The organism is Marinobacter maroccanus, from assembly GCF_002933275.1.
GTDB classification, from domain to species: Bacteria; Pseudomonadota; Gammaproteobacteria; order Pseudomonadales; family Oleiphilaceae; genus Marinobacter; species Marinobacter maroccanus.
Map to the genome: position 1 here is coordinate 1 of NZ_PSSX01000022.1, position 26706 is coordinate 26706.

Annotated in this window: 23 protein-coding genes; 12 read left to right on the forward strand and 11 right to left on the reverse strand. The window is 56.0% G+C overall.

Annotated elements, in window-relative coordinates; all coding sequences use genetic code 11:
• Positions 1–357: 357 nt before the first annotated feature.
• The 6 genes from KEHDKFFH_RS17640 to KEHDKFFH_RS17665 form a co-directional block, all read right to left on the reverse strand.
• The gene (locus tag KEHDKFFH_RS17640) at positions 358–981 is read right to left on the reverse strand and encodes a protein-methionine-sulfoxide reductase heme-binding subunit MsrQ (protein WP_104323128.1); all 624 of its coding nucleotides are present in this window, start codon (positions 979–981) and stop codon (positions 358–360) included.
• On the reverse strand, positions 981–1955 hold the full coding sequence (msrP, locus tag KEHDKFFH_RS17645; protein WP_104323129.1) for a protein-methionine-sulfoxide reductase catalytic subunit MsrP: 975 nt from the start codon (positions 1953–1955) through the stop codon (positions 981–983). The genes KEHDKFFH_RS17640 and msrP overlap by 1 nt, the downstream gene beginning before the upstream one ends.
• A gap of 97 nt (positions 1956–2052) precedes the next feature.
• A complete protein-coding gene (gene pssA, locus KEHDKFFH_RS17650) occupies positions 2053–2871 on the reverse strand; it encodes a CDP-diacylglycerol--serine O-phosphatidyltransferase (RefSeq protein ID WP_008170687.1) in 819 nt (272 codons plus the stop codon).
• An 89-nt stretch (positions 2872–2960) separates the two neighbouring features.
• Positions 2961–3977: a ketol-acid reductoisomerase gene (gene ilvC / locus KEHDKFFH_RS17655; RefSeq protein ID WP_104323130.1), complete on the reverse strand. Its 1017-nt coding sequence runs from the start codon at positions 3975–3977 to the stop codon at positions 2961–2963.
• Between the two features lie 64 nt (positions 3978–4041).
• Positions 4042–4533 (reverse strand): acetolactate synthase small subunit, encoded by a 492-nt coding sequence (gene ilvN, locus KEHDKFFH_RS17660; RefSeq protein WP_104323131.1) that lies wholly within the window; start codon positions 4531–4533, stop codon positions 4042–4044.
• Positions 4534–4535: 2 nt separating this feature from the next.
• Positions 4536–6254 (reverse strand): acetolactate synthase 3 large subunit, encoded by a 1719-nt coding sequence (locus KEHDKFFH_RS17665; protein ID WP_104323132.1) that lies wholly within the window; start codon positions 6252–6254, stop codon positions 4536–4538.
• Between the two features lie 521 nt (positions 6255–6775).
• Between KEHDKFFH_RS17665 and KEHDKFFH_RS17675 the strand changes: the two genes are divergently transcribed.
• Entirely contained in the window at positions 6776–7237 is a 462-nt protein-coding gene (locus KEHDKFFH_RS17675) for a DUF4124 domain-containing protein (protein ID WP_104323134.1), read from the forward strand.
• Between the two features lie 51 nt (positions 7238–7288).
• Here the strand turns inward: KEHDKFFH_RS17675 and clpB are convergent, their stop codons facing one another.
• The 3 genes from clpB to rluD form a co-directional block, all read right to left on the reverse strand.
• Positions 7289–9865: an ATP-dependent chaperone ClpB gene (clpB, locus tag KEHDKFFH_RS17680; protein WP_104323135.1), complete on the reverse strand. Its 2577-nt coding sequence runs from the start codon at positions 9863–9865 to the stop codon at positions 7289–7291.
• Between the two features lie 320 nt (positions 9866–10185).
• Positions 10186–10944 (reverse strand): peptidoglycan editing factor PgeF, encoded by a 759-nt coding sequence (gene pgeF, locus KEHDKFFH_RS17690; protein WP_104323137.1) that lies wholly within the window; start codon positions 10942–10944, stop codon positions 10186–10188.
• Complete coding sequence (gene rluD / locus KEHDKFFH_RS17695) at positions 10934–11911, reverse strand: 23S rRNA pseudouridine(1911/1915/1917) synthase RluD (RefSeq protein ID WP_104323138.1); 978 nt, start codon at positions 11909–11911, stop codon at positions 10934–10936. The genes pgeF and rluD overlap by 11 nt, the downstream gene beginning before the upstream one ends.
• A gap of 134 nt (positions 11912–12045) precedes the next feature.
• On the opposite strand from rluD, the gene KEHDKFFH_RS17700 reads away from it, so the two are divergent.
• Complete coding sequence (locus KEHDKFFH_RS17700; protein WP_104323139.1) at positions 12046–12879, forward strand: outer membrane protein assembly factor BamD; 834 nt, start codon at positions 12046–12048, stop codon at positions 12877–12879.
• 98 nt (positions 12880–12977) lie between these two features.
• On the opposite strand, the gene KEHDKFFH_RS17705 is transcribed toward KEHDKFFH_RS17700, so the two are convergent.
• Complete coding sequence (locus KEHDKFFH_RS17705; RefSeq protein ID WP_104323140.1) at positions 12978–14648, reverse strand: NAD+ synthase; 1671 nt, start codon at positions 14646–14648, stop codon at positions 12978–12980.
• Between the two features lie 93 nt (positions 14649–14741).
• Here KEHDKFFH_RS17705 and KEHDKFFH_RS17710 point away from each other — a divergent pair, with 93 nt between their 5' ends.
• The 10 genes from KEHDKFFH_RS17710 to KEHDKFFH_RS17755 all read left to right on the forward strand — a co-directional run bounded on the left by KEHDKFFH_RS17710 (position 14742) and on the right by KEHDKFFH_RS17755 (position 25721).
• On the forward strand, positions 14742–16397 hold the full coding sequence (locus tag KEHDKFFH_RS17710; protein ID WP_104323141.1) for a sensor histidine kinase: 1656 nt from the start codon (positions 14742–14744) through the stop codon (positions 16395–16397).
• A gap of 56 nt (positions 16398–16453) precedes the next feature.
• Positions 16454–17842 carry a sigma-54-dependent transcriptional regulator gene (locus KEHDKFFH_RS17715; RefSeq protein ID WP_104323142.1) on the forward strand — a complete coding sequence of 463 codons (1389 nt, stop codon included), beginning with the start codon at positions 16454–16456 and terminating at the stop codon, positions 17840–17842.
• A 119-nt stretch (positions 17843–17961) separates the two neighbouring features.
• Positions 17962–18534: a GspH/FimT family pseudopilin gene (locus KEHDKFFH_RS17720; protein ID WP_104323178.1), complete on the forward strand. Its 573-nt coding sequence runs from the start codon at positions 17962–17964 to the stop codon at positions 18532–18534.
• Between the two features lie 163 nt (positions 18535–18697).
• Positions 18698–19180, forward strand: a complete 483-nt coding sequence (locus KEHDKFFH_RS17725; RefSeq protein ID WP_082905125.1) for a GspH/FimT family pseudopilin — start codon at positions 18698–18700, stop codon at positions 19178–19180.
• Positions 19177–19668, forward strand: a complete 492-nt coding sequence (pilV, locus tag KEHDKFFH_RS17730) for a type IV pilus modification protein PilV (protein ID WP_192875803.1) — start codon at positions 19177–19179, stop codon at positions 19666–19668. The genes KEHDKFFH_RS17725 and pilV overlap by 4 nt, the downstream gene beginning before the upstream one ends.
• Positions 19665–20789 carry a PilW family protein gene (locus tag KEHDKFFH_RS17735; RefSeq protein WP_146084235.1) on the forward strand — a complete coding sequence of 375 codons (1125 nt, stop codon included), beginning with the start codon at positions 19665–19667 and terminating at the stop codon, positions 20787–20789. The genes pilV and KEHDKFFH_RS17735 overlap by 4 nt, the downstream gene beginning before the upstream one ends.
• Positions 20789–21298 (forward strand): pilus assembly PilX family protein, encoded by a 510-nt coding sequence (locus KEHDKFFH_RS17740; protein WP_104323144.1) that lies wholly within the window; start codon positions 20789–20791, stop codon positions 21296–21298. The genes KEHDKFFH_RS17735 and KEHDKFFH_RS17740 overlap by 1 nt, the downstream gene beginning before the upstream one ends.
• 65 nt (positions 21299–21363) lie before the next feature.
• Positions 21364–24861 (forward strand): pilus assembly protein, encoded by a 3498-nt coding sequence (locus tag KEHDKFFH_RS20260; protein ID WP_104323145.1) that lies wholly within the window; start codon positions 21364–21366, stop codon positions 24859–24861.
• Between the two features lie 31 nt (positions 24862–24892).
• Entirely contained in the window at positions 24893–25258 is a 366-nt protein-coding gene (locus KEHDKFFH_RS17750; RefSeq protein ID WP_104323146.1) for a hypothetical protein, read from the forward strand.
• A 31-nt stretch (positions 25259–25289) separates the two neighbouring features.
• Positions 25290–25721 carry a type IV pilin protein gene (locus tag KEHDKFFH_RS17755; RefSeq protein WP_192875804.1) on the forward strand — a complete coding sequence of 144 codons (432 nt, stop codon included), beginning with the start codon at positions 25290–25292 and terminating at the stop codon, positions 25719–25721.
• 31 nt (positions 25722–25752) lie between these two features.
• Here the strand turns inward: KEHDKFFH_RS17755 and ispH are convergent, their stop codons facing one another.
• Positions 25753–26706: a 4-hydroxy-3-methylbut-2-enyl diphosphate reductase gene (ispH, locus tag KEHDKFFH_RS17760; protein ID WP_104323147.1), complete on the reverse strand. Its 954-nt coding sequence runs from the start codon at positions 26704–26706 to the stop codon at positions 25753–25755.

The following is a 26706-nucleotide window of genomic DNA, read 5'->3' on the forward strand; positions in this document are numbered from 1 at the left end:
CACTGTCCTGATATTTCGCATCCGAAATACCTCGGCCAGCGCCCACACGAATTACTTGGTCAACTTTTTAAAGAGCGTTTGAGCTGTTGCTCAATCAAGGCCGCGTATTCTACATCGTTCCGCTGCCTTGTCAACCGTTAATCTGAAGAATTTTAAAACTCGCTTTCTTCAGTACTTTCAAACAGTTGCCTTCGTCTGGGAGGTTGCCGTTAGTGGCTTGTCCCTCAGAAGTGGTGCGCATTCTACAGGCGTCAGGAAAACTGTCAACGAGGTTTTTGAATTAATTTATAGCGGTCTCGGTTTCCACGTACTTCGCTGATCAGACAGTGATCATTTCGTTCAGTTTTCAGGCTGAAATCAGCCTCTGGCAAAAGGAATCACCCCTCGAGCCCCGCCCCATTTCCAGCGCAATGCCAGTAAACCCACGATTACCAGGCCGTAAGCGACCATTTCACCGATATCGCTTCTCGCTTGCCAGATGAAATGGATCCAGGCAACTATGGCAATCAGATAGACCAGCTTGTGCAGTGGCTTCCAGCTCTTACCCAACCGCTTCATCATTCCCTTGGTTGAAGTTAAAGCCAGGGGAATCAACATCAGAAAAGACAATGCACCCGCCACAATATAAGGCCGCTTGGTAAAGGTGGCCCAAAGATCACTCCAGCCCAAGATGAATTGCAGAAATGCCAACACGTGCAGGACGGCATAGAAGAACGCAAACAGACCGAGCATTCTGCGAACCCGGATCCAGCCCGCCCAGCCGGTCCAGCGCTTGAGCGGAGTCATGCATAAGGTCACTATCAACAACTGGAAGGCAGCAATACCCAATAACTCCGTCACTTCCTGCCCCGGGTCTGGCCCGAGCGACTGCCCTGCAATGTTGATAACCAGCACCAGAAGGGGAACGCTGGCGAGAAACGCGACCAACAGGCGAAAAATCAGAACAGAGCCTGAACGATCCACTATTCGCTTACCGCTCATCAATAGAACTTACTCAAATCCATACCCTTATACAGATCGGCAACCTGCTCGCCATAACCGTTGAACTTGACGGTCTCCATCCAGTTTGGCGAAAGCAAACCTGAAGGCAGCCTACGTTCCCGCTTCTGACTCCACCTTGGATGGTCAACGTCCGGGTTAACGTTGGCATAGAATCCGTACTCTTGAGGCGCGAGCATTTCCCAGGTGGTTTTCGGCCGCTCCTCCTGGAACCGTATCTTGACGATCGACTTGATGCTCTTGAATCCGTATTTCCAGGGGACAACCAGCCGGATAGGCGCGCCATTCTGGTTCGGCATGGTTTTGCCATAAAGCCCGACCGCCAGGAAGCTTAACTCGTTCATAGCCTCATCCATTCTCAAACCCTCCTGGTAAGGCCAGTCGATGGTGCTGAACAATGAGCGCTGCCCTCGCATCTGATCCGGATCATACAGGGTCTCGAAATAGACGTATTTCGCGCGGGAGTTGGGCTCAAGCCGTTTAATGATGTCGGCCAGCGGAATCCCGATCCAGGGGATCACCATCGACCAGGCTTCGACACAACGAAGTCGGTACACCCGTTCCTGATATTCATGGGGCTTGAGCAGGTCCTCCAGCGCATACTCACCGGGCCGCCCGCACTCCCCCTCAACCACGACGGACCAGGGATCAACGCTCATTTCATCGGCGTACCTGGCAGGATCCCCTTTGCCGGTGCCAAATTCATAAAAGTTGTTATAGCGAGTGACATCCTCGAAAGGCGTCTTTTTCTCATCGGTTGAGAAACCGGGCATTGCAACGTAGTCCAGCGCTTCCCCAGGGACCGGAAGCTCTGCAGCGGATAATAGACCCGGCATTGAAAGGCCAGCGGCAACGGCGACAGTGCCGGACATGAATTGCCGTCGGTTGAGGTAGACAGATTCGGGGGTAACTTCTGAGTGAGGCAAAGCCCAGGATGGGCGCTTCTTAATGAACATGGAAAGTCTCCGTCAGGGCGTCAGCCAGCTAGGGCGTTGACCGGAGACTGTGGTTAAAATTCCCGGACCTCGATGAGGAAGCCCGGGAAGCGAGAGCTCAGTCAGCGGCCCCTGAAGCTTTCCGGGGCTTGCCACGGAACAGCGCACGAACAGGGCCGGACAACGCGTATATCAGAAATCCGGTAAAGAGTACGGTAGCCGGATCCAGCGCGATCACTACAAACACCAGGACCACAAGCAGAATAGCAGCAAAAGGCACCCGACCACGCAGATCCAGATCCTTGAAACTGCGATAGAGGATGTTGCTGACCATCAGCACGCCCGTACCTGCAACCACCACCATTGTCAGCAACGTGAGCCAGGCAGCGGGTTCAAAGAGATGGAAGCACCAGACCAGGCCAGCTACGCACGCTGCGGCAGCCGGGCTGGGCAAACCAACAAAGAACTTCTTGTCGACCGAACCGATCTGGGTGTTGAAACGGGCCAGACGAAGCGCAGCGCCAGCCACGTATATGAACGTAACGGCCCAACCGACCTTATCGAAGGCGTTCAGCGACCAGAAAAAAGCGACAAGTCCCGGGGCTACGCCAAAGGCCACCATGTCGGCCAGGCTGTCGTATTCTTCACCGAATTTGCTCTGGGTATTGGTCATCCGGGCAACACGGCCATCAAGACCATCCAGGATCATGGAGACAAAAATGGCAATCGCGGCATTATCAAACACGCCGTTTGCGGCAGAGACTATGGCGTAGAAACCCGAAAACAGCGAAGCCGTTGTAAGCGCATTGGGGAGCAGGTAAATACCTTTGCGGCGGACCGGCGCACCTTCCACCAGCTCTTCTTCAACCACTTCCCCGGCCTCTACCTCAAAGTCCGGGTTCTGCTTGCCGTCGGCGGCTTTTCTTTCTTCAGTCATTCCCATTACTCCGGAAAGCGTTTGGGCGGAGTATATACGAAAAACGCGGCCACCCGGGCCGCGTTTTTCAAAACCAGGCGGAATTCCGCTTAGTTTTTGTCCTTATCCACGATCTTGTTCGCGGAGATCCACGGCATCATACCGCGCAGCTTCTCACCAACCACTTCGATTTCGTGAGCTGCGTTCTGGCGACGACGGGCGGTCATCGAGGGGTAGTTCAGAGCGCCTTCAGAGATGAACATCTTGGCGTACTCGCCGCTCTGGATACGCTTGAGTGCGTTACGCATGGCTTCGCGGGACTGCTCGTTGATGATTTCTGGGCCAGTAACGTACTCGCCATACTCCGCATTGTTGGAGATGGAGTAGTTCATGTTGGCGATACCGCCTTCGTAAATCAGGTCCACGATCAGCTTCAGCTCGTGGAGACACTCGAAGTAGGCCATTTCCGGCTCGTAACCGCCTTCAACGAGCGTCTCGAACGCCGCTTTAACCAGCTCCACAGTACCACCGCAAAGAACGGCCTGCTCACCAAACAGATCGGTTTCGGTCTCATCCTTGAACGTGGTTTCAATGATGCCGGTACGGCCGCCACCGATACCGCTGGCGTAGGAGAGCGCCAGGTTCTTGGCGTTGCCGGAGGAGTCCTGGAAGATGGCGATCAGGTCAGGAATACCACCGCCGTTGGCAAATTCGGTGCGCACTGTGTGGCCCGGTGCCTTCGGAGCAATCATGATGACATCCAGATCCTTGCGCGGAACGATCTGGTTGTAGTGGATGGCAAAACCATGCGCGAACGCCAGGGTGGCGCCCTGCTGCAGATTCGGCTCGATTTCCGCCTTGTACAGCTGTGCCTGGTACTCATCGGGAGTCAGAACCATGACGACGTCGGCGGCAGCAACGGCAGAGGGCACGTCGCTGGTCTTCAGGCCATAGGCTTCCGCCTTGGCAATGGAAGAAGAACCCGGGCGCAGACCCACGGTAACGTCGACGCCGGATTCTTTCAGGTTGCACGCGTGAGCGTGGCCCTGGGAGCCGAAGCCGATGATGGCAACTTTCTTGCCCTGGATGATGGAAAGATCGCAATCCTTATCGTAATAAACCTGCATGAGAAACCTCTGTTATTTGTGATGGCCCCAGAGGGCCATAATGTTCAAACCCTGTTTGAAATCGTTAAAGGCTGAGCACCTTCTCGCCCCGGGCAATACCGGATACACCGCTGCGTACCACTTCCAGCACACCCGACGTGCCAACGGCCTGAATAAAGCCGTCCAGCTTCTCGCTGTCACCTGCCAACTGAACCGTGTAGACGGAGCTGGTCACATCCACGATCTGGCCGCGGAAAATGTCCACCGTACGCTTGATCTCGGCACGCTGGGAACCGGTGGCTTTCAGCTTGACCAGCATCAGCTCACGCTCGATGTGGGCACCTTCGGTGAGATCCACCAGCTTGACGACTTCAATCAGCTTGTTCAGTTGCTTGGTGATCTGCTCGATCACCTTGTCCGATCCCGACGTGGTCACGGTAAGACGGGACAAGGTCTCGTCCTCGGTTGGCGCCACGGTGAGCGTTTCGATGTTGTAGTTACGCTGGGAAAACAGACCAACAACCCGTGACAGGGCGCCGGGCTCGTTTTCGAGCAAAACAGAAATGATTCGACGCATGATCAGACCCTCTCCGTCTTGCTGAGCCACATATCCTTCATGGAACCCCGGGCAACCTGCATCGGATAAACGTGCTCAAAGCGGTCCACGTAGATATCCACGAATACCAGATCGTCCTTCATTGCCAGCACTTCTTTCAGCTTGGTCTCCAGATCTTCTTTCTTCTCAATCCGGACACCCTTGTGCCCATAGGCCTCCGCCAGCTTGATGAAGTCGGGCAGCGATTCCATGTAGGACTCGGCATGACGGGACTCGTAGTTCATGTCCTGCCACTGCTTGACCATACCCAGCGCCTGATTGTTCAGATTGATGATCTTCACAGGCAGATTGTACTGCTTGCAGGTGGACAGCTCCTGGATGTTCATCTGGATACTGCCCTCACCGGTAATGCACAGCACTTCATCGTCCGGATGGGTCAGCTTGACACCCATGGCCGCCGGTAAACCGAAGCCCATGGTGCCGAGACCACCAGAGTTGATCCAGCGGTTGGGCTTGTCGAACTTGTAGTACTGGGCAGCAAACATCTGATGCTGACCCACATCGGAAGTCACGAAGGCTTCGCCGTTGGTCAGGCGACACAGCATTTCAATCACTTCCTGGGGCTTGATCACATCCGGGCTGGTCTCATAACGCATACCGTGGAATGCCCGCCACTCGTCAATCTGCTTCCACCAGGAGGCGATGGCATCCGCGTCGGGCTTTTCCTTCGCTTCCTTGACCAGCGACAGCATTTCCTTGAGCACAGCGTCTACCGGACCAACGATCGGCACGTCCGCATCCACCGTCTTGGAAATTGATGCCGGATCAATGTCGATGTGGATAATGCGCGCACCCGGACAGAACTTCTCGGTGGCATTGGTGACTCGATCGTCGAAGCGAGCCCCCACGCAGAGAATCAGATCCGAGTGGTGCATGGCCATATTCGCTTCGTAGGTGCCGTGCATGCCGAGCCAACCGAGATGCTGCTTATCGCTGGCCGGGTAACAGCCGATCCCCATGATAGTATTGGTGATCGGGTAACCAATCATCCGGACAAGCTCAGTCAGCTGATCTGAAGCCTTGCCGAGAATAACCCCGCCGCCGGCGTAGATAATCGGACGCTTGGCAGCCAACAGCATGTCCACTGCTTTTTTGATCTGACCGGCATGGCCGCGAATGGCGGGGTTGTAGGAGCGCAGCTTGACCTTCTTCGGGTAAGCGTACTCGTACCGTTCATTCGGCGTGGTCATGTCCTTGGGGATATCCACAACAACCGGACCAGGACGACCGGTGGCAGCAATATAGTAGGCCTTGCGGATAATCTCCGGGATTTCCTCGGGATGACGGACACTGAGGTTGTGCTTAACCACCGGACGGGAGACACCCATCATGTCGGTTTCCTGGAACGCGTCCTCGCCGATGAGAGTGGACGCGACCTGGCCGCACAGAACCACCATCGGGATGGAATCCATGAAAGCGGTAGCGATGCCGGTGATGGTGTTGGTGGCTCCAGGACCCGAGGTCACCAGTACGGTACCTGGTTTTCCGGTCGCGCGGGCATAGCCGTCGGCCATATGGACCGCCGCCTGCTCGTGCCTTACCAGAATGTGCTTGACTTTGTCCTGCCTGAACAGCGCATCATAAATATGAAGGGCTGCACCACCCGGATAGCCGTATATGTATTCGATACCTTCATCTTGAAGGGACCGGATCAGCATATCGGCGCCAGACAATAACTCCACGATTTTCTACCCTCTTCTACGAGTGAATGAGCCGGGACGGGTCCCGGTTGCCTGGATTCACGGTGTCCATGCTTCTTGTGAAAGCGGAACCGGCTGCTCCTCCACACCTTGTTAAGAGGTTGTCTCCTGGCCAGCCGCCCTCCTGAGGGTTGCGGAGAACGGCCAATCAACGGGTTGCACGTAAGCAACAACCATCCCGCGACGGATGCGCGGCGCGTTCAGTGTGGTAATTGATGGGGGATACTCGCTCGGGATTGCCTGCCGTATTGGCCCCAGTCTTCAGGCAATCGGTAATTCTGACAGCGCGAAACTCCCTGTCAATAGCCGCTGCAGGTTTCTGTGCCTATACTGGCCGAAGGTCTGCCATACTTGACACAAATCCGATACAAAGATTTGAACCAGACAGAAGAAAATCCGCAACACCAATGGCATGATAGGCAATAATAAGCTGAGAAAAAACGGGCCCGGTTTATCCAGGTTGTCTGCCTGCCCGGGAGCAGTGAACATACGCGAGTAGAGCCATGAACAGAAAAATCCTGACGCTGACCTTATTACTGGCCGTTGTACCAGGTGTCGCCATGAGCGCCTCTGTCTATAAATGGACCGATGAAAACGGGGTTACCCACTTCGGGGACCGGCAGCCCACGGGCTCAAAGGCCGAGCGCGTCAATGTTCGCTCCGGCACGTCTACCGACGCATCCGGCAATCGACAGAGCCCTCAGGAGCGTCTGCAGAGTATGCAGGAACAGCAAGCGGATGAAGCGGAGCAGCGCCAGGAAACAGCAGTTGAGGAAGCCCGCAGAAAACAGCGGGAAGCGAATTGCGTGACAGCACGCTCGAACCTGGACGTGATTGACCGTAACGCTCGCATACGGGTCGAGGAGAATGGCGAGCAACGCTACCTCAGCCCAGAGGAAATTGCCGAAAAACGGGCAGAATTTGAGCGGATTGCGGAAGAGAACTGCGGACCAGCGGAACAGTAAGAACTAAAAAAGGGGTCAGATGAAAGCGTTCATCTGACCCCGGCTTTCAAATCAGGCCTTGGCGAATGCCAGGTGGTGGTCCTCCACCGTCCCCTTGATGACATCCCCCGGCACAAACTCTCCCTGAAGCAGCCGCTGAGCCAGCGGGTTTTCGATCATCCGCTGGATCGCCCGCTTGAGTGGGCGCGCACCGTAAACCGGGTCATAGCCTACCTCAGCCAGCAACTCCATCGCGGCGTCATCCAGGTCCAGCTTCATATCCTGTTCTTTCAGGCGCTTGCTCAGCGATTCGATCTGAATCCGGGCAATACCCTGGATCTGGCTCTCCGCCAGCGGGTGGAACACCACCACTTCATCCACCCGGTTGATGAACTCGGGGCGGAAATGGGTGCCGACGACTTCCATGACGGCATTCTTCATAGCCTCATAGTTCTCCTCGCCCGCTTTCTGCTGGATGATGTCCGAGCCGAGGTTTGAGGTCATGACAATGACCGTGTTCCGGAAGTCGACGGTCCTGCCCTGCCCGTCCGTAAGGCGACCATCCTCAAGCACCTGCAGAAGGATGTTGAACACATCCGGATGGGCTTTTTCCACCTCATCCAGCAGCAATACTGAATACGGCCGACGGCGAACTGCTTCGGTCAGGTAGCCACCCTCTTCGTAGCCAACATAGCCCGGAGGCGCACCGATCAGACGAGCGACGGAATGTTTCTCCATAAACTCAGACATATCGATACGAACCATGGCTTCCTCGGTATCGAACAGGAAGGACGCCAGGGCCTTACACAGCTCGGTCTTACCGACACCGGTCGGGCCGAGAAACAGGAACGAACCGTTGGGGCGATTGGGGTCGGACAATCCGGCCCGGGAACGACGCACCGCGTTGGAAACAGCTTCAACCGCCTCATCCTGGCCGATAACCCGACCATGAAGCGCCTCTTCCATGCGCATCAGCTTATCGCGCTCACCTTCGAGCATCTTGGACACCGGAATGCCGGTCCACTTGGAGACGATCTCGGCGATTTCCTCGTCGGTTACCCGGTTCCGGAGCAGCTTCATCTCCATCATCTCGGCCTGGCTGGCCATATCCAGCTGGCGCTCCAGCTCGGGGATCTGTCCGTACTGGAGCTCGGACATCTTGCCAAGGTCGCCGGCGCGACGGGCGTTTTCCAGATCAATCCGGGCCTGCTCCAGCCGGCTCTTGATCTTCTGGGACCCGTGCAACGCAGCCTTCTCGGTATTCCAGACTTCTTCCAGATCCGCGTATTCCCGCTCAACACCGGTAATCACGTCCGACAACTCGGACAGGCGCTTTTTCGAGGCCGGGTCGGTCTCTTTCTTCAGAGCCTCCCGTTCAATTTTCAGCTGAATCAGGCGCCGCTCCAGCCGATCCAGGGGTTCAGGCTTGGAGTCCATTTCCATACGGATCTGGGAAGCTGCCTCGTCCACCAGATCAATGGCCTTGTCCGGCAGTTGACGGTCAGCAATGTAACGGTGAGACAGCTTGGCAGCGGCAATGATCGCGCCATCGGTCACTTCAACCCCGTGGTGCACCTCATAACGCTCTTTCAAGCCGCGCAGGATGGCAATGGTGTCTTCCTCGTTAGGCTCACTGACCAGGACTTTCTGGAAGCGACGCTCAAGGGCGGCGTCTTTTTCGATGTTTTCACGGTATTCATCAAGGGTGGTCGCGCCCACACAGTGCAGCTCGCCGCGGGCCAGGGCCGGCTTGAGCATGTTGCCGGCGTCCATGGAGCCTTCGGCCTTACCGGCACCGACCATGGTGTGGATCTCGTCGATGAACAGGATGATCTGGCCTTCCTGCTTGGACAACTCGTTCAGAACCGCTTTCAGGCGCTCTTCAAACTCACCCCGGAACTTGGCGCCGGCAATCAGGGCGCCCATGTCGAGTGACAGGACTTTTTTGTCCTTGAGGCCATCGGGCACTTCGCCGTTGACGATGCGCTGGGCCAGGCCTTCGACAATGGCAGTTTTACCAACACCAGGCTCGCCGATGAGAACCGGGTTATTTTTCCGACGACGCTGCAATACCTGAATGGTGCGGCGGATCTCATCGTCTCGACCAATAACCGGGTCCAGCTTGCCGGCCTCGGCTCGCTCGGTAAGGTCGATGGTGTATTTGGACAGGGCCTGACGGTTTTCTTCGGCACTGGCATCGTTGACGGCTTCACCACCGCGAACCTCGTCGATAGCCTTTTCCAAGGCAGCTTTATCGACGCCCTGCTCCCGAAGTACCCGGCCAAGGGTGCCCCGGTCTTCCAAGGCGGCCAGCAGCATAAGCTCACTGGAGATGTACTGGTCTTTGCGCTTCTGGGCGAGTTTATCGGCAATGTTGAACAGGCGGCCCATGTCATTGGACATGGAGACGTCGCCGGCGGATCCTTGCACTTCCGGCAGGTTCTCGATTTCCCGGGCGATCGCCTGGCGAATGCGTCCCGGTTCTGCGCCAGCCTGTTTGAGCAGTGGCTTGATGGCGCTGCCCTCCTGATCAAGCAACGCTTGCATCAGGTGCACCGGCTCAATGAAATTGTGATCTTTCCCGACCGCGATGGATTGCGCGTCCGCGAGGGCGGTCTGCAACTTGCTGGTCAGCTTGTCGATTCTCATGTGTACTTTCCCCAAATTTCTGCGAATACCGTGGTGCCGTGGGTGGCGGATATTCAATTGCTTTGACACTTAATGTAGGGGCAAGTAGGGGGACTTCAAGCGGGGCGGCGGCATATTCGTCAGAAAATTGACGGCCGTCAGTTTGGAATCTGGACTCGGAGGAAGGTCTGGCGCAGGACTATGTTCCAGAACACGCCGTGAATACATCCATGTAGGCTTGGCTGCAGCATCCATGCTGCAGACAGTTCTGGAACATAGTCCTGCGCCAGACCCCAGAATTTGCGGCAAAAACAGGGCCACACAATTCAAGACACCAATAATCAGCCTTTCAGCCAGATCAAAGTTGCCATCCGCCCGGTTTGACCATCCCTGCGGTAAGAAAAAAACCGATCGGGATCTTGAACGGTACACAGGCCACCGCCAGTAACGTTGTAAACACCGAGATGGTTTAACCGTAAGGTGGCGAGGGCATAGATATCCGCCATGAAATGCCCTGGCCGAGCGGCTTCCGCTTTGAAGGCGTGGGCGGCTTCCGGATCATGGTTCAAGAAAGCGTCACGGACTTCCGGGCCGACCTCGAAGCGTTCTGGACCAATGGCCGGGCCGAGCCAGGCTTGCAGGGTCTCGGGTGAAACGGCCATGGCGCTCACCAGATTCTCGATAACGCCGCCACACAGGCTTCGCCAGCCGCAGTGGGCGGCGCCGACGACTGTTCCTTCGCAATCTGAAAGGATAACGGGCAGGCAGTCGGCTGTGAGGATGGCGCAGGCGATGCCCGGATGACGGGTGTAGCTGGCGTCAGCCTTGACGGTTTGCCCGACGTTATTCGGGGTTAGCTCAACAACCTCTGTTCCGTGTACCTGGTTCAGCCAACCAATCCGGTCGCTATCCAGTCCTGTCCACTCGGCGAGTCTTCGCCGATTCTCTTGGACGTGTTCCAGGTTGTCTTCGACGTGACTACCGAGGTTAAGACTGTCCCAGGGTCGACCGCTGACGCCGCCAGCGCGAGTTGTGCTGACGGCCCGCACTCTATCGGGCGCGGACCAGCCCGGTTTCAGGGCGTTGCCTTCAATAGTCACGGGTTTCCAGCTCCCGGGCGTGTTTGCGCAGAGCGTGGATCAACGCAACCATATCCTCAGGCAGGGGTACCTCCCAGGTCAGTATTTCACCGGTTTCCGGGTGCTCCAGAGTCAGCTGCCGGGCATGGAGCGCCTGGCGGTTGAACGCTGAAAGCGCCTCTCGAAGCTCGTCAGTGGTTCCCTTGGGCAACCTGAGACGGCCGCCGTAGAGCGGGTCTCCGACCAGCGGGTGTTTTACATGGGCCATATGAACCCGAATCTGATGGGTTCGGCCGCTTTCCAGTTTGCAGCGAACATGGGTGTGGGCGGCAAAACGCTCCACCAGACGATAGTGGGTGACTGCCGGTTTGCCGGAGGCTACCACCGCCATCTTCTTGCGCTCCCGCGGATGCCGGCCAATGGGCGCATCAACCGTTGCGCCGCCTGTTAGGGTACCAACCACGACGGCCTCATACTCGCGCCCCATGGTTCTGGTTTGCAGCTGATCGACCAGGGACGTGTGCGCAATCAGACTGCGAGCAACGACCATGATGCCGGAGGTGTCTTTGTCGAGACGGTGTACGATGCCCGCCCGTGGCAAATTCTCGACTTCCGGTGCGTAGTTCAACAGGGCGTTGACCAGGGTTCCATCGGCATGGCCGGCAGCCGGATGTACCACCAGGCCCGCAGGCTTGTTGATGACCAGCAAGTGCTCATCCTGATAGACAATATCCAGGGAGATCTCCTCGGCCTGCCAGCTCACCTGGGCTTCCGGTTCCGCATCCAGCGCCAGGCGATCATCCAGCATCACTTTGTCCCGAGGCTTTCGCGTCTCTCCATTCACCGTCAACGCGCCGCTTTTGATCCAGGACTGCAGGCGGGAACGGGAGTGTTCGGGCATCAGTTCGGCAGCGGCCTGGTCAAGGCGCCGATCACTCAGTTCCGGCGGCACAACAAAGTTGGCGATGATTCGTTTTTCAGATGACATTAAGCCCCCAGGGCCTGTGTGTGTTACGTTTCGGTCAGATTATTGGAAACAGCGAGGCATTGCTCTGCACATGGAGCCACTTCCCCGCTACAATGACTGCCCTTGAATTAATCGACATTATACGGGATTCCGGAATGAGATCAGGTCTTCGTTTGCTGCTACTTTCCACACTGGTTGTTCTGGCCAGTGCCTGCGCCTCCAACAAGCAGGAGGAAGTACTTCCGGAGAAGACCTATTATGAGAACGCCCGCCAGGCTATGACCTCTGGAAACTTCAACGAGGCAGAGCAGAACCTGGATGCCCTGGAAACCTACTACCCCTTCGGTCGCTACGCGGAGCAGGCGCAGCTTGACCTGATTTATGCCCGTTACCAGAACCTGGATCTTGAAGGTTCCCGTGCCGCCGCCGACCGGTTTTTGCGCCTTAACCCGCAAAGCGACCACGCGGACTACGCCCTCTATATGCGCGGCCTGGCCTCCTATAATCTGGACATCGGGCTTGCCGCGCGCTACTTCCCGATTGACGTAGCCGCCCGCGATCCCGGCGAGCAGCTGCAGTCGTTCAGGGACTTTTCCGAACTGCTGAACCGCTACCCGGACAGCCAGTACGTGGCGGATGCCCGCCAGCGGATGATCGCGGTGCGCAATCGGATGGCGGAACTGGAACTTCACGCAGCCCGCTATTACATCAAGCGCCAGGCCTACGTGGCGGCCAATAACCGGGCGCGTTACGTCATCGAGAATTATCCGACGGCAACGGTTTCCGAAGAGGCCCTGATTATCCTGGCGGAAACCTTTCGCTTCCTGGAGCTGAAAAAAGGTTCACAGGACGCAATCGCCATGCTCCGGACCAACTTCCCGGAAAGTGAGGCGTTTAATGACAACGGTGAGTTTGAGGTGGATCTGCTGAAGGGCGAAAACCGCTCACTGACGAACGTTGTTACCTTTGGTTTGATGGGCGACGAGTAAAGACTGAAATTGGGGTCAGTCAGATGAAAAAAGGGTCAGATGAGATTCTCAGCTGACCCTTTTTTCATCTGACCCCGAACTCCTCAACCCCCCCTTCGCTACTTACCACTCTTCCAGCCGTTGGTAATCGGATAACGCCGGTCCTTGCCAAACCCTCGCTCGGTAATCCGGACACCAATCGGCGCCTGCCGACGTTTGTACTCGTTAATATCCACCAGGCGGATTACCCGCTCAACATCGACCCGCTCAAAACCCTCGGCAACGATCGCATCGGCACTGAAATCCCGCTCTACATACAGATTCAGGATCTGATCCAGCACATCGTAACCGGGCAGGCTGTCTTCGTCTTTCTGGTCCGGCGCCAGCTCTGCCGACGGAGGACGGGTGATCACCCGCTCGGGGATGACTTCGCCCTCCGAGAGCGTGTTGCGGTATTTAGCCAGGCGGAATACCAGGGTTTTGGGCACATCCTTGAGGACATCGAAGCCGCCAGCCATATCGCCATACAGCGTTGAGTAGCCCACTGCCATCTCACTCTTGTTTCCGGTAGTCAGCACCAGTGAACCGAACTTGTTGGAAAGCGACATCAGCAAAACCCCGCGCAGACGCGCCTGCAGGTTTTCCTCGGTTGTGTCTGGCGTGGTGCCCTCGAAAGGCCCCGCCAGAGTTTCCATGAAGGCGTCGTACATGGGCTCAATGGAAAACACATCGTACTGCACGCCCAGCGCAACCGCCTCGGCCTCGGCATCCTCAAGGCTCATGCTGGAGGTGTAGCGAAACGGCATCATCACCGCCCGAACGCGCTCCTTACCCAGTGCATCAACGGCAACTGCCAGAGTCACGGCCGAATCAATACCGCCAGAGAGCCCCAGAACCACCGACTTGAATCCGTTTTTGTTCACGTAATCCCGAACACCGGTCACCAAAGCGCTATAGACATTGGCCTCCAACGCCGGCTCTTCCGGCAGCGGCTGGGATACCGGCTGGCAATGGTGCTCGCAGAGGAAGTCGACCGGGTACAGGCCCTCACCAAACTGCGGGGCCTCTGCAGTCAGCACACCGGAATGGTCGAACACCATGGAGCCACCATCGAAAACCAGTTCGTCCTGGCCGCCCACAAGATTCACGTACACGATACTGACCAGATTCTCCCGGGACTTTCGCTCCAACAGGGCCTTACGACGTGCCTGCTTATCGATATCGTACGGTGACGCATTGAGATTCAGGATCAGACGGGCGCCGGCCGCCGCACAGTCTTCTACCGGGCCCTCCTTCCAAAGATCTTCACACACGGTGATACCTACTGGAACGCCGCGGATATCCAGAGTCAGGACACCCTGACCCTCTGCGAAGTAACGCTTCTCGTCGAAAACCTGATAGTTGGGCGGGAAACGCTTGAAATACCGACCGGTGATTTCACCACCGTCAATGACCACCGCCGCGTTATACAGTAGCGCTCCATTTCGCAGCGGCGCGCCAATCACAATGACCGGATCCAGCTTTTCTGCTTGCAGCCTTTCCAGCGCCTCATTTACGCGAACTTCCATGCTGGGCCGCAAGAGCAAATCTTCAGGTGGATAGCCGGTCAGGCAAAGCTCCGGGAACACCACCACGTCCGCCTGATGCTGGGACGATGCCCGGCGGGCTGCGTCCAGAACTAGCTCGGTATTGCCAGGAATGTCGCCCACCAGAAAATCCAGCTGGGCCATCACCACCCGCAGTTTTCTGGCAGACACCCCGGACGCTGCCTGGTTTCCGGACACGGACATAAATCGGCTCCTGTAACTCATTGCCATGAAAAGGCTATTATAACCCCGCATAGGCGTGGATTTCTTCCGACCAACAGCGGATTCCTGTAAATCATGGCAGCAGATACACCAGCACAGTCGGCCGAAGCGCTCGGCCAGGCCCCTTCGACACCGTCCGGTCAGCAGCAGGCAAAACTGTTCAGGATCTACAACCACTACCGCCTGGTGGTGAGCCTGATGCTGGTGGCGCTGTTATTTGTGGATCCCGTTAATTTCGACATGCGGTTCCGGCTGCTGGATTACTACCAGGCAGGCGTCTCCGCTTACCTGGGCCTGAATGCCTTCATTGCCCTGCTTCTGGTGGCAGGCTTTCACCCCAGCCAGCGCCATATAACGCTTTCGATCCTGCTGGATATTCTCATCATGCACGGCCTGCTGCTTGCCAGTACAGGCATTACCAACGGCCTGGCCAACCTGGTTATCGTGTCTGTTGCGGCGGGCAACATCCTGACCCCGAGTCGCATGGGAACTTTCTATGCGGCTCTGGCTGCGATCTGCTCCCTGGGCATATCCGGGTGGGCCGTGCTGGCGCTGGGTGAGTCCGCCGACGATATCGTCCGGGCCGGCTCCTTGGGCATCCTCTACTTTGCTGCGGCTTTCGTCCTGCAGAGCATCTCCCGCCGAATGATGCGCAGCGAGGCTCTGGCCAGCAGCCGGGCCCGCAGCATTGCCGAATTGGAGCAGATCAATCAGCAGATTATCCAGCGCATGCGTACCGGCATACTCGTACTGGACCGTTTCGGCCAGATCCGCGTTGCCAACGCTGCCGCCGAAGAACTTTTATACGGCGCACCCAAAACCTCGGTACCGATTAACCAGCGCGCAAACGTGTTACCCAAACCCCTCAAGCAGGGTCTGGATGCATGGCTCAAGGACCCTACACAGCGAATTGAGCCATTCCAACCCTCACCAACCTCGCCACTGCTGCAGGCCAACTTTACCCAACTGGATCAGGAACGGGGCGACCAGATCCTCGTCTTCATCGAAGACATGAGCAAGGTCACACAGCAGGCCCAGCAGATGAAACTGGCCTCGCTTGGTCGACTCACTGCCGGCATCGCCCATGAAATCCGCAATCCGCTGGGCGCCATCAGCCACGCTGCCCAGCTCATGGAAGAATCCCCCAATCTGGAGCCCGGCGACCGTCAGATGCTGGAGATCATCCGGCGCCACTCCCGGCGGGTGAATGGCATCATCGAGAATGTGCTGGATCTTTCAAGGCGCCAGGCCGCCAATGCGGACCTGATCGAAGTCGCACCCTGGCTCCAGGAATTTCGGGAAGACTTCCTGCAAACGCAGGACGAGGACTGCACCACGGCGAATATCGTTCTGAAAATCGATCCGCAACTGCCGCCGGCCCGATTCGACAAAAGCCAGATTGAACAGGTGATGGTGAATCTTTGCGACAACGGTTTACGCTACAGTGAACAGCACTCCGGGCAGCGAAAGATCGGAATCCACGCCGGTGCAACCGAAGATGGCGAACGGGCCTATATCGATGTCCGTGACCAGGGGCCAGGCATTGCACCCGAGCACAGAAACTCTGTGTTCGAACCCTTTTTTACCACAGACAAGACCGGAACTGGGCTCGGGCTTTATCTGGCACGGGAACTATGCGAGGCTAATCAGGCCCATCTTTCGCTGGTAGAAGATAACAAACCCGGCTGCTGTTTTCGAATTACATTTGCTCATCCGGGGCGGATGATCTGAACCGGCGCCGGCGGATATCGGGCGCTTGAACAACGACATGGAACCGACGACACAAGATGACCACATACACAGCGCTGATCGTTGATGATGAACCGGACATCCGGGAGTTGCTTGAGATCACCCTCACCCGGATGGGCATAACAACACTCACGGCACCCGACCTCACCAGCGCCCGGAAATTGCTGGAACAGAACACCACCCACCTCTGCCTGACCGACATGAACCTGCCAGACGGCAACGGCATCGAACTCGTGCAGTGGATTCAGAAACATTCGCCCGCCACGCCGGTCGCCGTGATTACAGCCTACGGCAATATGGACACCGCGATTGAATCGCTTAAAGCCGGGGCTTTTGATTTCGTGTCCAAACCGGTGGAGCTACCCCGACTAAGGGAACTGGTCAATAGCGCCCTCAAACTCGCTGAGCCCAAGCCGGACGCGGAAGATACAGCCGACGAGCCAGGCCTGCTACTGGGTAAGTCGCCGGAAATTCGCAAACTCCGAAACCAGACCCGAAAACTGGCCCGAAGCCAAGCCCCCGTGTTTATCAGTGGCGAGTCTGGCAGCGGCAAGGAATTGGTAGCCAGAATGATCCATCTGCAGGGTCCCCGCCGCGAAGGACCATTCATCGCTGTTAACTGCGGTGCGATTCCCTCGGAACTAATGGAAAGCGAATTCTTCGGCCACAAGAAAGGCAGCTTTACCGGGGCCGTGGAGAACAAAGACGGCCTGTTCCGCTCTGCCAACGGCGGCACCCTATTCCTTGATGAAGTGGCAGACCTGCCCCTGGCCATGCAGGTGAAACTGCTCCGCGCCATACAGGAAAAAGCCGTGCGACCGGTTGGCGATACCAAGGAAGTGCCTGTAGACATCCGGGTATTGAGCGCCACCCACAAGAACCTGCCGGAACTGGTTCAGGAGGGCAGTTTTCGCCAGGATCTTTTCTACCGGATTAACGTGATCGAACTCGCAGTCCCACCCCTGAGAGAACGTCCGGATGATATTCCGCTGCTCTCGAACCATATTCTTGAACGGATCGCGAAAGAGTATGAGTGCGACCCTGCCTCGTTAACGTCAGCGGCAGTCGAGCGGCTGAGCGGCTATGACTTCCCTGGCAACGTTCGAGAACTGGAGAATGTATTGGAACGAGCTTTTACCTTGTGTGACGCTGACCAGATAGACGCGGATGATCTTCATCTTGGGAATGGAGTACAGCATGCGGCCTCCGCAACCCAGATTATTGCCGAAGGACAGGCTGGCGTGGGAGAGAGCATTGCTGTGCCTGATGGAGAAATCGATCTGGAAGGGTATCTGGAAAAAATTGAGCGACAGGCTATCGAGAAGGCGCTAGAGGCGACTCGGTGGAATAAGACAGCAGCCGCGAAAAGGCTCGGGATTAGTTTCAGGGCGCTTCGTTATCGACTTAAAAAACTCGGTATGGAATAAATAGTATTTCACAGGCCTCGATTGGACCTTAACTCAATAAAGCCTACGTTCACGAAGGTAACATCCTGCTTTTCACAGGAAGTGAAAAGCGCCTCGCAAACCGACACGGAAGTCAAAACATGCAGATCTATATCATAACCAGGGGATTTACTCTGGTAGAGCTAATCGTCACCCTAACACTGGTTGCCCTCCTGGCAGGCCTTGCCCACACTTCCTGGACACAATTGCTGGTCTCAAATCGCCATAGGGATCTTACTCAAGACATTCAGCGCATGTTCGCCATGGCTCGATCCCATGCCGTTCATAGCAAAACGTTGACGACTATATGCCCCCTATCGCAAAAGCGCAGATGCACCGATGATTGGACATTACCAGTCGCCGTTTTCCCGGATCGCAACAACGACAAGCGGCCCGACAATGACCACGTTCACCATATCTTCAAGCTACACAATGGGCACTCCAACGTATATTCCCGGACGGCTGGAAGAGGCTACTTTCAACTAGCAGCGGATGCCATGAGCCACGGTACTATGGGCAGTTTGATTGCCTGCTCCCGAAAAGCCGACGGGGGAATTCAGATGAGTTATCTAGCGCTGAATATCGGGGGCAGAATTCGCGTGGTCCATGACGATGACGGCGACGGAGAAATTCGTCTTCCCTGGGGCGCGAATGTTGCTTGCCCGAATCCGTGAACACCTGCCAGAGCAATCCGTTAACACCTGAAAACGTGATCCCCATCACGAAACTGCCAGCAGAAGACCATTTATTCCAGATCTTGAACCGCTTGTCGCGCGGGTAGTGAATACAACCAACACCTTTGGTTAACTAGATTGGAGCTCACTGACAGGACATGGCATGTTGAAGAAAGATGAGGGTTTTACGCTTATCGAACTGTTGATCACGATGGTCATCCTCGTGATTATTGCAACGGTCGCGATTCCGGGCTTTGGTCGTTTGATTGAAAGCAACAGGCTGATGACGGGTACTAACCTTCTTGCCTCATCGATAAAGCTTGCACGAGCAGAAGCCATCAAACGCGGCACTAATGTCACATTTAGTACCGATGGCGGACTTGAGACGGGATGGTGCGTGCATGCCGGCGATGCGGGGGGTGACTGTGCCAACGATCAGATCCGCCGCTTCGAAGCCCCAGATGACCTCACCTTTACAGAGACAACTGGCGACTTGGTCTTCGACAGGCGTGGCTTTTTAGTTCCCCAAAATGCCCAGACCTTCACAGTAGCCCCGAATGGGTGCGCCTCCGGCGACATAACGTTCCGTACCTTACGTATCAGCCCTGTCGGAAGAACTGAAATAGAAGATGGAGTATGCCCGTGACCCCAGTAACACCCCTGATGATGCTGAAACGGCAACAACATCCATTTTGCATTACTAGCCAACGCGGACTGGGTTTGATCGAGATCCTGATTACCGTGCTCATTCTAGGTATCGGCATTCTCGGCGTGGCATCGACACAGGTCGTTTCTCTCCAGATGAACACCCAATCACAGAGCAGGAGCCAGGCGGTTCTGTTGGCAGAAGATCTGTTCGACCGTATTCGAGCTAATCCTGACACGCCGAATGACTACGCACTGGCACAGGGAGATGCACAAGGGGCAAACAATGGTGGATGTGCCACGTCCTTCGTACCCGCTAACGCAACGGTAGCAGCCAATGACATTGCTGCCTGGGAAAACAGCCTGGCCTGCCTGCTGCCGGAAGCTACTCGCGCGGTTACAGTCAACGGCAACGTTGTCACGGTCACCATTGATTGGGACCAGAACGACGCGAACATGAATCCTGTTGTAGTGAGGACCCAGATTTGAGCACTTCATCATCAATCCAGACTCGGCAGCTATTCGTCTCGGCGCAATCGGGCCTTTCTTTGGTTGAGCTTCTGATCGCAACGGCCCTTGGCCTTATCCTGACACTCGGAGTTACCCAAATATACCTGAGCGGAAATGAAACCTATCGCCAGACTCAGGGGCTGGCTCATGCCCAGGAAAGCACACGATTCGTGTCCGCCATCATGGCACCGGACCTTCGTTCGGCGGGTAGTTTTGGCTGCCTGGCCGAGATGGGAAGGCCCCTGGACCAGGTTGTTGACAACCGCCTCAACGGCGGCCTGACAGTTCCGCTTGCTCAGGCTCTTCAAGGATGGGAGTACAATAATACCGGACCAGGCGACAATGTAACTCTGGCTGGCGCGATGGCGACACCAGGTGCGGGCAACTGGGCATCAGGTACGGTCGGCGCGAACCTGCCAGCCAATCTTGTTGGTTCTGTGGTGACCAATTCAGATGTGCTCGTGGTCAACGCGATGACCCCGCTCGGAGTACCAGTCAATGCGGCAAATCCACAGAATGGCAACAGTATCAACTTGATCGACAATTCCGGAGTTCCCGTCAACAGGGTGGTACTCGCAACACTCGGAGACTGCTCTGCGGGCGAACTTTTCCAAAAGTCCAACAACGCAAACTCCAGCTCAATCACCATGGCAGGCGGCAACGTAAACCCGGGCAATAACGGCAATAACTTTAACCTAACATACGAACCTCAAACCCGAGTTTACGAATTCACTTCAACCGCTTACTACATAGGTCAGGGCACGAACGGGGAGCCTGCGCTGTTCCGTCGGCTACTGACGCCGCTTGAGGCACCGCAAGAAATGGTTTCAGGCGTTGAAACACTGCAGATCCTCTACGGCGTCGACACCTCAGGAACAAATGCAGCCGACGACTACCTTCCTGCCGACCAGATCGCCAACTGGAACACGGTCGTGAGTGTGCGTTTCTCGGTAATGACCCGGAGCCAGGATGAGGTACTGGACAACCCAAATAATCGGAACTTCGACATGCTTGGGAGCCAAGTTGCGCAAGCTAACAACGGGGATCGTCGAGTGAGACTGGTGTCCGTCGGAACAACCGCGATCCGGGGGAGAATGTGATGGCAAGTTTCCAGAACCTTTCCAGTGCACCCAAAGCGAACCACCCATCTCATCGTGAGCGTGGAGCCACGCTCATCGTGGCACTGGTTATGCTGCTTCTGATCTCATTGCTGGCTGTCGGCGGCATGCAAGGTTCGATCATGCAGGAGCGCATGGCGAGCAATGCCCACGATGGATCAATTTCCTTTCAGGCCGCAGAAACTGCCTTGAGACAGGGTGAGGCCGATATTCTGAACACCTTGGCAACTCGTCAGGCAGCGACTGTAACCGCAAGGCTGACAACGGCCTGGGATTGGGATGGTGCAAACCCAGCCCCATCAGGCAATGGCAATGTCGGCATACAAGTGAATTCTGAGCCAGTTTACCACCAGGCACGTTTGGCGGATGTTTGCTCTATCGATCCAACGGAACCGTGTTTTGAGCGCTTCCAGATTACGAGCCGGGCTGAAGGTGGTAGCGCAGAAGCGATTACAGTTCTTCAGTCAACCGCGCTGCTGCCTCCAGAATAACCGTTTCGCGGGAGCGAACCCATAGGCACTTTTTTGATTTATTTCTCCCAACAGGAGGAGATGTTATGAAAATTACCAGCCCTCGTTTTTCCAGGCGCGTGAGCAAGATTGGACATGCCGCTCTGGCCTTTGCTCTGTCCGCGGGGACAATGAATGCCGCCGTCGCCAATGTGAACCTTGCTTCCGCGCCGGTTTTTCTCAAAGAATCCGTGGACCCGAACCTGGTTTTCGTGTTCGATGATTCTGGGTCGATGGGCTGGGAATATATGCCTGACAGTGTCGGTTCCGACTTGGGGCTTTACATCGATAACAATGGCCCATTTACCTACCGCGATGGGAACGGTAACTTCCGATCCATTAACATTCGGAACTACTGGTATTACAGTAGCGCAGTCAATACCGTCTATTACGATCCCGACATAACCTACCGTCCACCGTTCAAACCGAACGGAACTGGTCGACGGCCGGATTCGAACTTCAGTAGTGCCTGGGTCGATGGGTACTCCCAATCCGGTTCGATCGACTTGGCCAACAGGTACCAGACATCACGTTTCGATTTTCGCAATGGCGCTTTTTACTACCAGTTCAATTCATCCGCCTCGTGCGATACCAACCCAAAGGACAACAGTTGCTACTCTCTGGTTTTCCTGGCGAACGAAAGCGCTGAACAACAACAGAACTTTGCAAACTGGTTTTCGTATTACCGGCTCCGATACTTTGCATCACGTGCCGGTATCAGTGAGGCCTTCTTTGATCTCCCCGAGAATATCCGGGTTGGATACGGTGCAATAAACTCCAACAACAACACTATTGATGGAGTTACAGGTGACACACTCATCAGTGGCGTTCGGCCGTTTAACACAAACCGCCGGGAACAATTCCTGGATTGGCTGCAAACCAAGAACGTATCGGGTGGAACACCGCTGCGGACGGCTCTGAAAGATGTTGGCACATACTACTCGCGAACAGACAACCCCGGCCCCTGGGGGAATACACCAGGTACCAACGACACCAACTCGCATGTGGAATGTCGTCCGAGCTACGCCATTTTGATGACGGACGGCATCTGGAACGGAAGCAACCCCTCTGTCGGAAACTCCGACGGGACACCTGGGCCTTCCCATACCAATCCAGACCCCACCGGGAGCGATTTCGACTATAAAGCCGTGTCCCCATTCAGCGATGGTCACTCTAACACTCTGGCAGACGTTGCCATGGAGTACTGGAAAAACGACCTCCGCCCCGATCTGGACGATAAGGTGCCGACGGCAGGGATTGATGAGGCGTTTTGGCAGCACATGACGACTTTCACCATCGGGTTGGGTGTCGAGGGCTCCGTCAGCGAGTCAGATGCCTTTGCTGCAATTAGCAATGGAAACACCATCAATTGGCCGCAACCCTTTTCGGATGCAGGCTCACAGAACATTGATGATTTGCTCCACGCAGCGGTTAATGGACGTGGAGGATTCGCTAGCGCCCAGAATCCGGATGAGTTTTCACGAGAAATCTCCGGGTTTCTTGACACGGTAATCGCACGAGCAGAAACCTCATCATCCGCTGCTGCGGTGAGCTCTGCGGTACTGAGAACCGATTCCGCTGGCTTCTTCGCAGGCTTCCGCAGCGAGGATTGGTCAGGCACCTTAATCGGCTTCAACTTCGATTCAGGATCTCAGATTTGGGATGCTGAAGAACAGTTGCGCCAGACTCTGCCAGCCAACCGTAACATCTTTACTTTTAACGGCAGTAAGGCAGTTGCGCTCAAGGACATTCAGGATCTTTCCGCAGCTCAGATCACGGCGCTGAATGCAGACCCAGAGAACCCCGGCCAGCTAGACAACCTTGGCAGCGACAGGATCAGCTGGCTTCGAGGTGCCGCCAACGTTCACCCGACTTTCAGAGATCGCAGCTTCACTAACGAATCCGGCACAACGGTCCGCCGCTTGCTCGGCGATATCGTGAACGCAAATCCGCTCTTCGTCGGCAACCCCAACTATGGATTCCGTCGCTTACCTGGCAATGAGGGTACAAGTTATGGGGCGTTCCGTTCCTCTACAGACTATCAAAGCCGAACCAAAGCACTGTATGTCGCTGCAAACGACGGCATGCTGCATGCTTTCGACAGTGAAACCGGTGACGAGTTGTTTGCGTTCATGCCGGGTGAGCTCCTACGCCCGGGACCCGGCAAAACCCATGCACAAATTTCCTCCCTTATCGAATCGGATTACGACCACCGCTACTTCGTAGATGGTACGCCGACGGCCCTCGATGCCTACGTTGACATCAATGGCTCAAGCCAATGGAGAACAATCTTGGTAGGGACTATGGGTGCCGGTGGACGCAGTGTCTTCGCCATTGATATCACGGACCCAACCGCTGTCACCGAAAATAGCGTCCTTTGGGAATTCAGTCATCCAGACTTGGGGTATGGCGTCAGTAATGCTGAAATAGCACGCCTTCCCAACGGCGAGTGGGCGGCTGTATTCGGCAATGGCTACAACGGTACTGATGATTCTGCCAGCCTATTCGTCGTTCGCCTTTCGGATGGAGCGCTTCTCAAGCAGTTTGAGACCGGTGTAGGTGGGAGCGGCAATTCGAACGGCCTTGCGGCACCGGTCCTGACCAGCTTTCCCGACGGCGGCGCCATTTCCCAGTATGCCTATGCCGGCGACCTAAAAGGTAACATCTGGCGATTCAGCTTCGTTGAGAAGCAAGTCAGTTCCTGGTCGGTTACGAAGCTGTTCACAGCTACTGATCAATCCGGAACTCCTCAACCTATTACCTCAGCGCCTCGCCTGACCGTAAATCCGTCTGATCTTGACGAACTGATACTTACCTTCGGAACGGGCAGTTTTATACAAACCGGCGATGATACAACAGACCAGATTCAGAGCCTTTACGCAATCAGGGACGATCTCAATCAGTCTGGGCTTGATCGCGGCGACTTACTTGAACAAACCATTACCTCCCAAAACGGTGTGCAGGTCGCTCGTACTGATGGAACGGGCAACAACAGCTATATCGTTCGGGAAACCTCCAGTAACGTGCTGACATCCGAGCAAGGCTGGTATCTCGACCTAATCTACAACTCTCAGAAAACGGGTGAACGAGTAGTCAGTCGATCCAGTTATCCGTTCGGCATTTTCCCGGATCGGGTTCGATTCAGCACCTTGATACCAGATTCAAACCCTTGCGGGAGTGGCCGGACCGGCTTCATTATGGATCTTAATCTCATTTCCGGCGCGGCTCCGACTGATCCAGTCTTCGATCTGGACAGTGATGGCGAGTTCACTACGGGAGATCTAGTCGGCTCTGGTGGTTCCGGTGGTTCAGGCGGCGGTTCCGGCGGCGGTGGCGGCGGCGGCGGCGGCGGTGGCGGCGGCGACGCTCCCAGCGGCATCAATATTGGCCAAGGCGCCGAGGTCCGGACTATAACCGAGGGCGATACAGAAGCATTCATCACTGATCCCAACAAGATCGACAGCGGTGATCCCTGCAAGACAGCACTCTGTGGCAAGGCCTTGGAAAACAACATTGGTAGGCAAACCTGGGAGCAGCTCCGCTAGGAGCTGCCCATCTAACTTAAAGGTAATTGCTATGCGTGATTCAGAATCCAAACACAGCAAATTCGTATTGGTGCTGTCAATGACTCTGGCCTCCCTCTTTTTCGCTGGGCCTTCCATTGCTGAGAGGACGATTCAAACCCCTGTCGTAGTCGGCGCTGGCGAGAGTAATCTCGGCGAACTGGCCGGGGTGGTAAACCGAGTGTCGGAAGATGGGCGAGCAGTGGTTATTGACGACCAGCTTGCTGAGCTCGCCGCTGTAGTGAGGTTCAACGGCGCGTTCTGGTCCAGAGAGAGATTGGTTAAGGAGCTGGATGAAGGGCTAAAGATCTATTTTGAGGTGGATCCTGAGGCCAAGGGGAAAACGCTACGCATCATCTCAATTCGGTCCCGAGATTGACGATTTTATTTCGATTGAACGAGGCTTGTTAATGCAACGAATTCAGGATGTCAGATCAATTTCACCCAGCGCAAATCGAGGTTTCACACTTATTGAGCTGGTGATCGTCGTCGCGATTATCGGCATTATTGCAGTCATCGCGTTTCCACTGTATCAAAACCAAGTAGAGCAAACCCGGCGCACCACGGCCCAAGCCGACCTGCTGGAACTGAGCCAGTGGATGGAACGACGTTACTCGAACGGATTCGATTACCGGGACGCTGGTGCCAATCCTGCGCTTCCCTTTACCCAATCACCCCAGGATGGAACGGCCTTCTACAACATAAGTTTCGTTGGGAACGCGACTAGGGATACGTACACTCTTCAAGCAGTACCTACCGCCGCGCAAGCCAATGACCATTGTGGCACGTTAACGCTGGATGAGCAGGGCAATCGGGGGGCAGCGATAGCTAATTGCTGGTAGCAGTGCCAACTCGGAATCGATGCTGGAGAGTTCAGCTAAGATCTACTGCATCGATTCTGAGTTCACGCGGCATAGAAAACACAATATTCTCCTCACGCCCGGCAATCTCCTCCGGAACGCTGCCACCCAGATCCCTGAGGCGGGCAATCACATCATTGACCAGCACTTCAGGTGCCGAGGCGCCGGCGGTAACGCCAACCGAGGTCTTCCCTTCCAGCCATGTGGCGTCGATCTGGGAGGCCTCATCAATCAGATAGGCCGGTGTGCCCATGCGCTCCGCCAGCTCGCGCAAGCGATTTGAGTTGGAGCTGTTCGGCGAGCCAACCACCAGCATCAGATCACAGTCGCCAGCCAGCTGCTTCACGGCGTCCTGGCGGTTCTGGGTGGCGTAGCAGATATCATCTTTGCGCGGCCCCTGGATCTCCGGGAATTTCGCACGGAGGGCGTCGATGACCCGGGCGGTATCGTCCATGGACAGGGTGGTCTGGGTCACGTAGGAAAGCTTTGCCGGGTCTTTCACTTCAAGGTTGGCCACGTCTTCCTCGTTTTCCACGAGGTAAATCTCGCCACCATTGCTGTGGTCGTACTGTCCCATGGTGCCTTCCACTTCCGGGTGGCCGTGGTGGCCGATCAGCACGCATTCCCGACCGTCGCGGCTGTAGCGCATGACTTCCAGGTGGACCTTGGTGACCAGCGGGCAAGTGGCGTCGAAGACTTTCAGACCGCGGCGGGCCGCTTCGCTCTGGACGGCCTGGGAAACGCCGTGGGCGCTGAAGATAACCAGTTTGTCGTCCGGCACTTCATCCAGCTCGTCCACGAAAATGGCGCCACGGTTGCGGAGGTTATCCACCACAAATTTATTGTGGACCACCTCGTGCCTTACGTAGATGGGCGCTCCGAACACGTCCAGCGCCCGGTTTACAATTTCAATGGCGCGGTCCACGCCGGCACAAAAACCTCGGGGATTGGCGAGTCGGATCTGCAT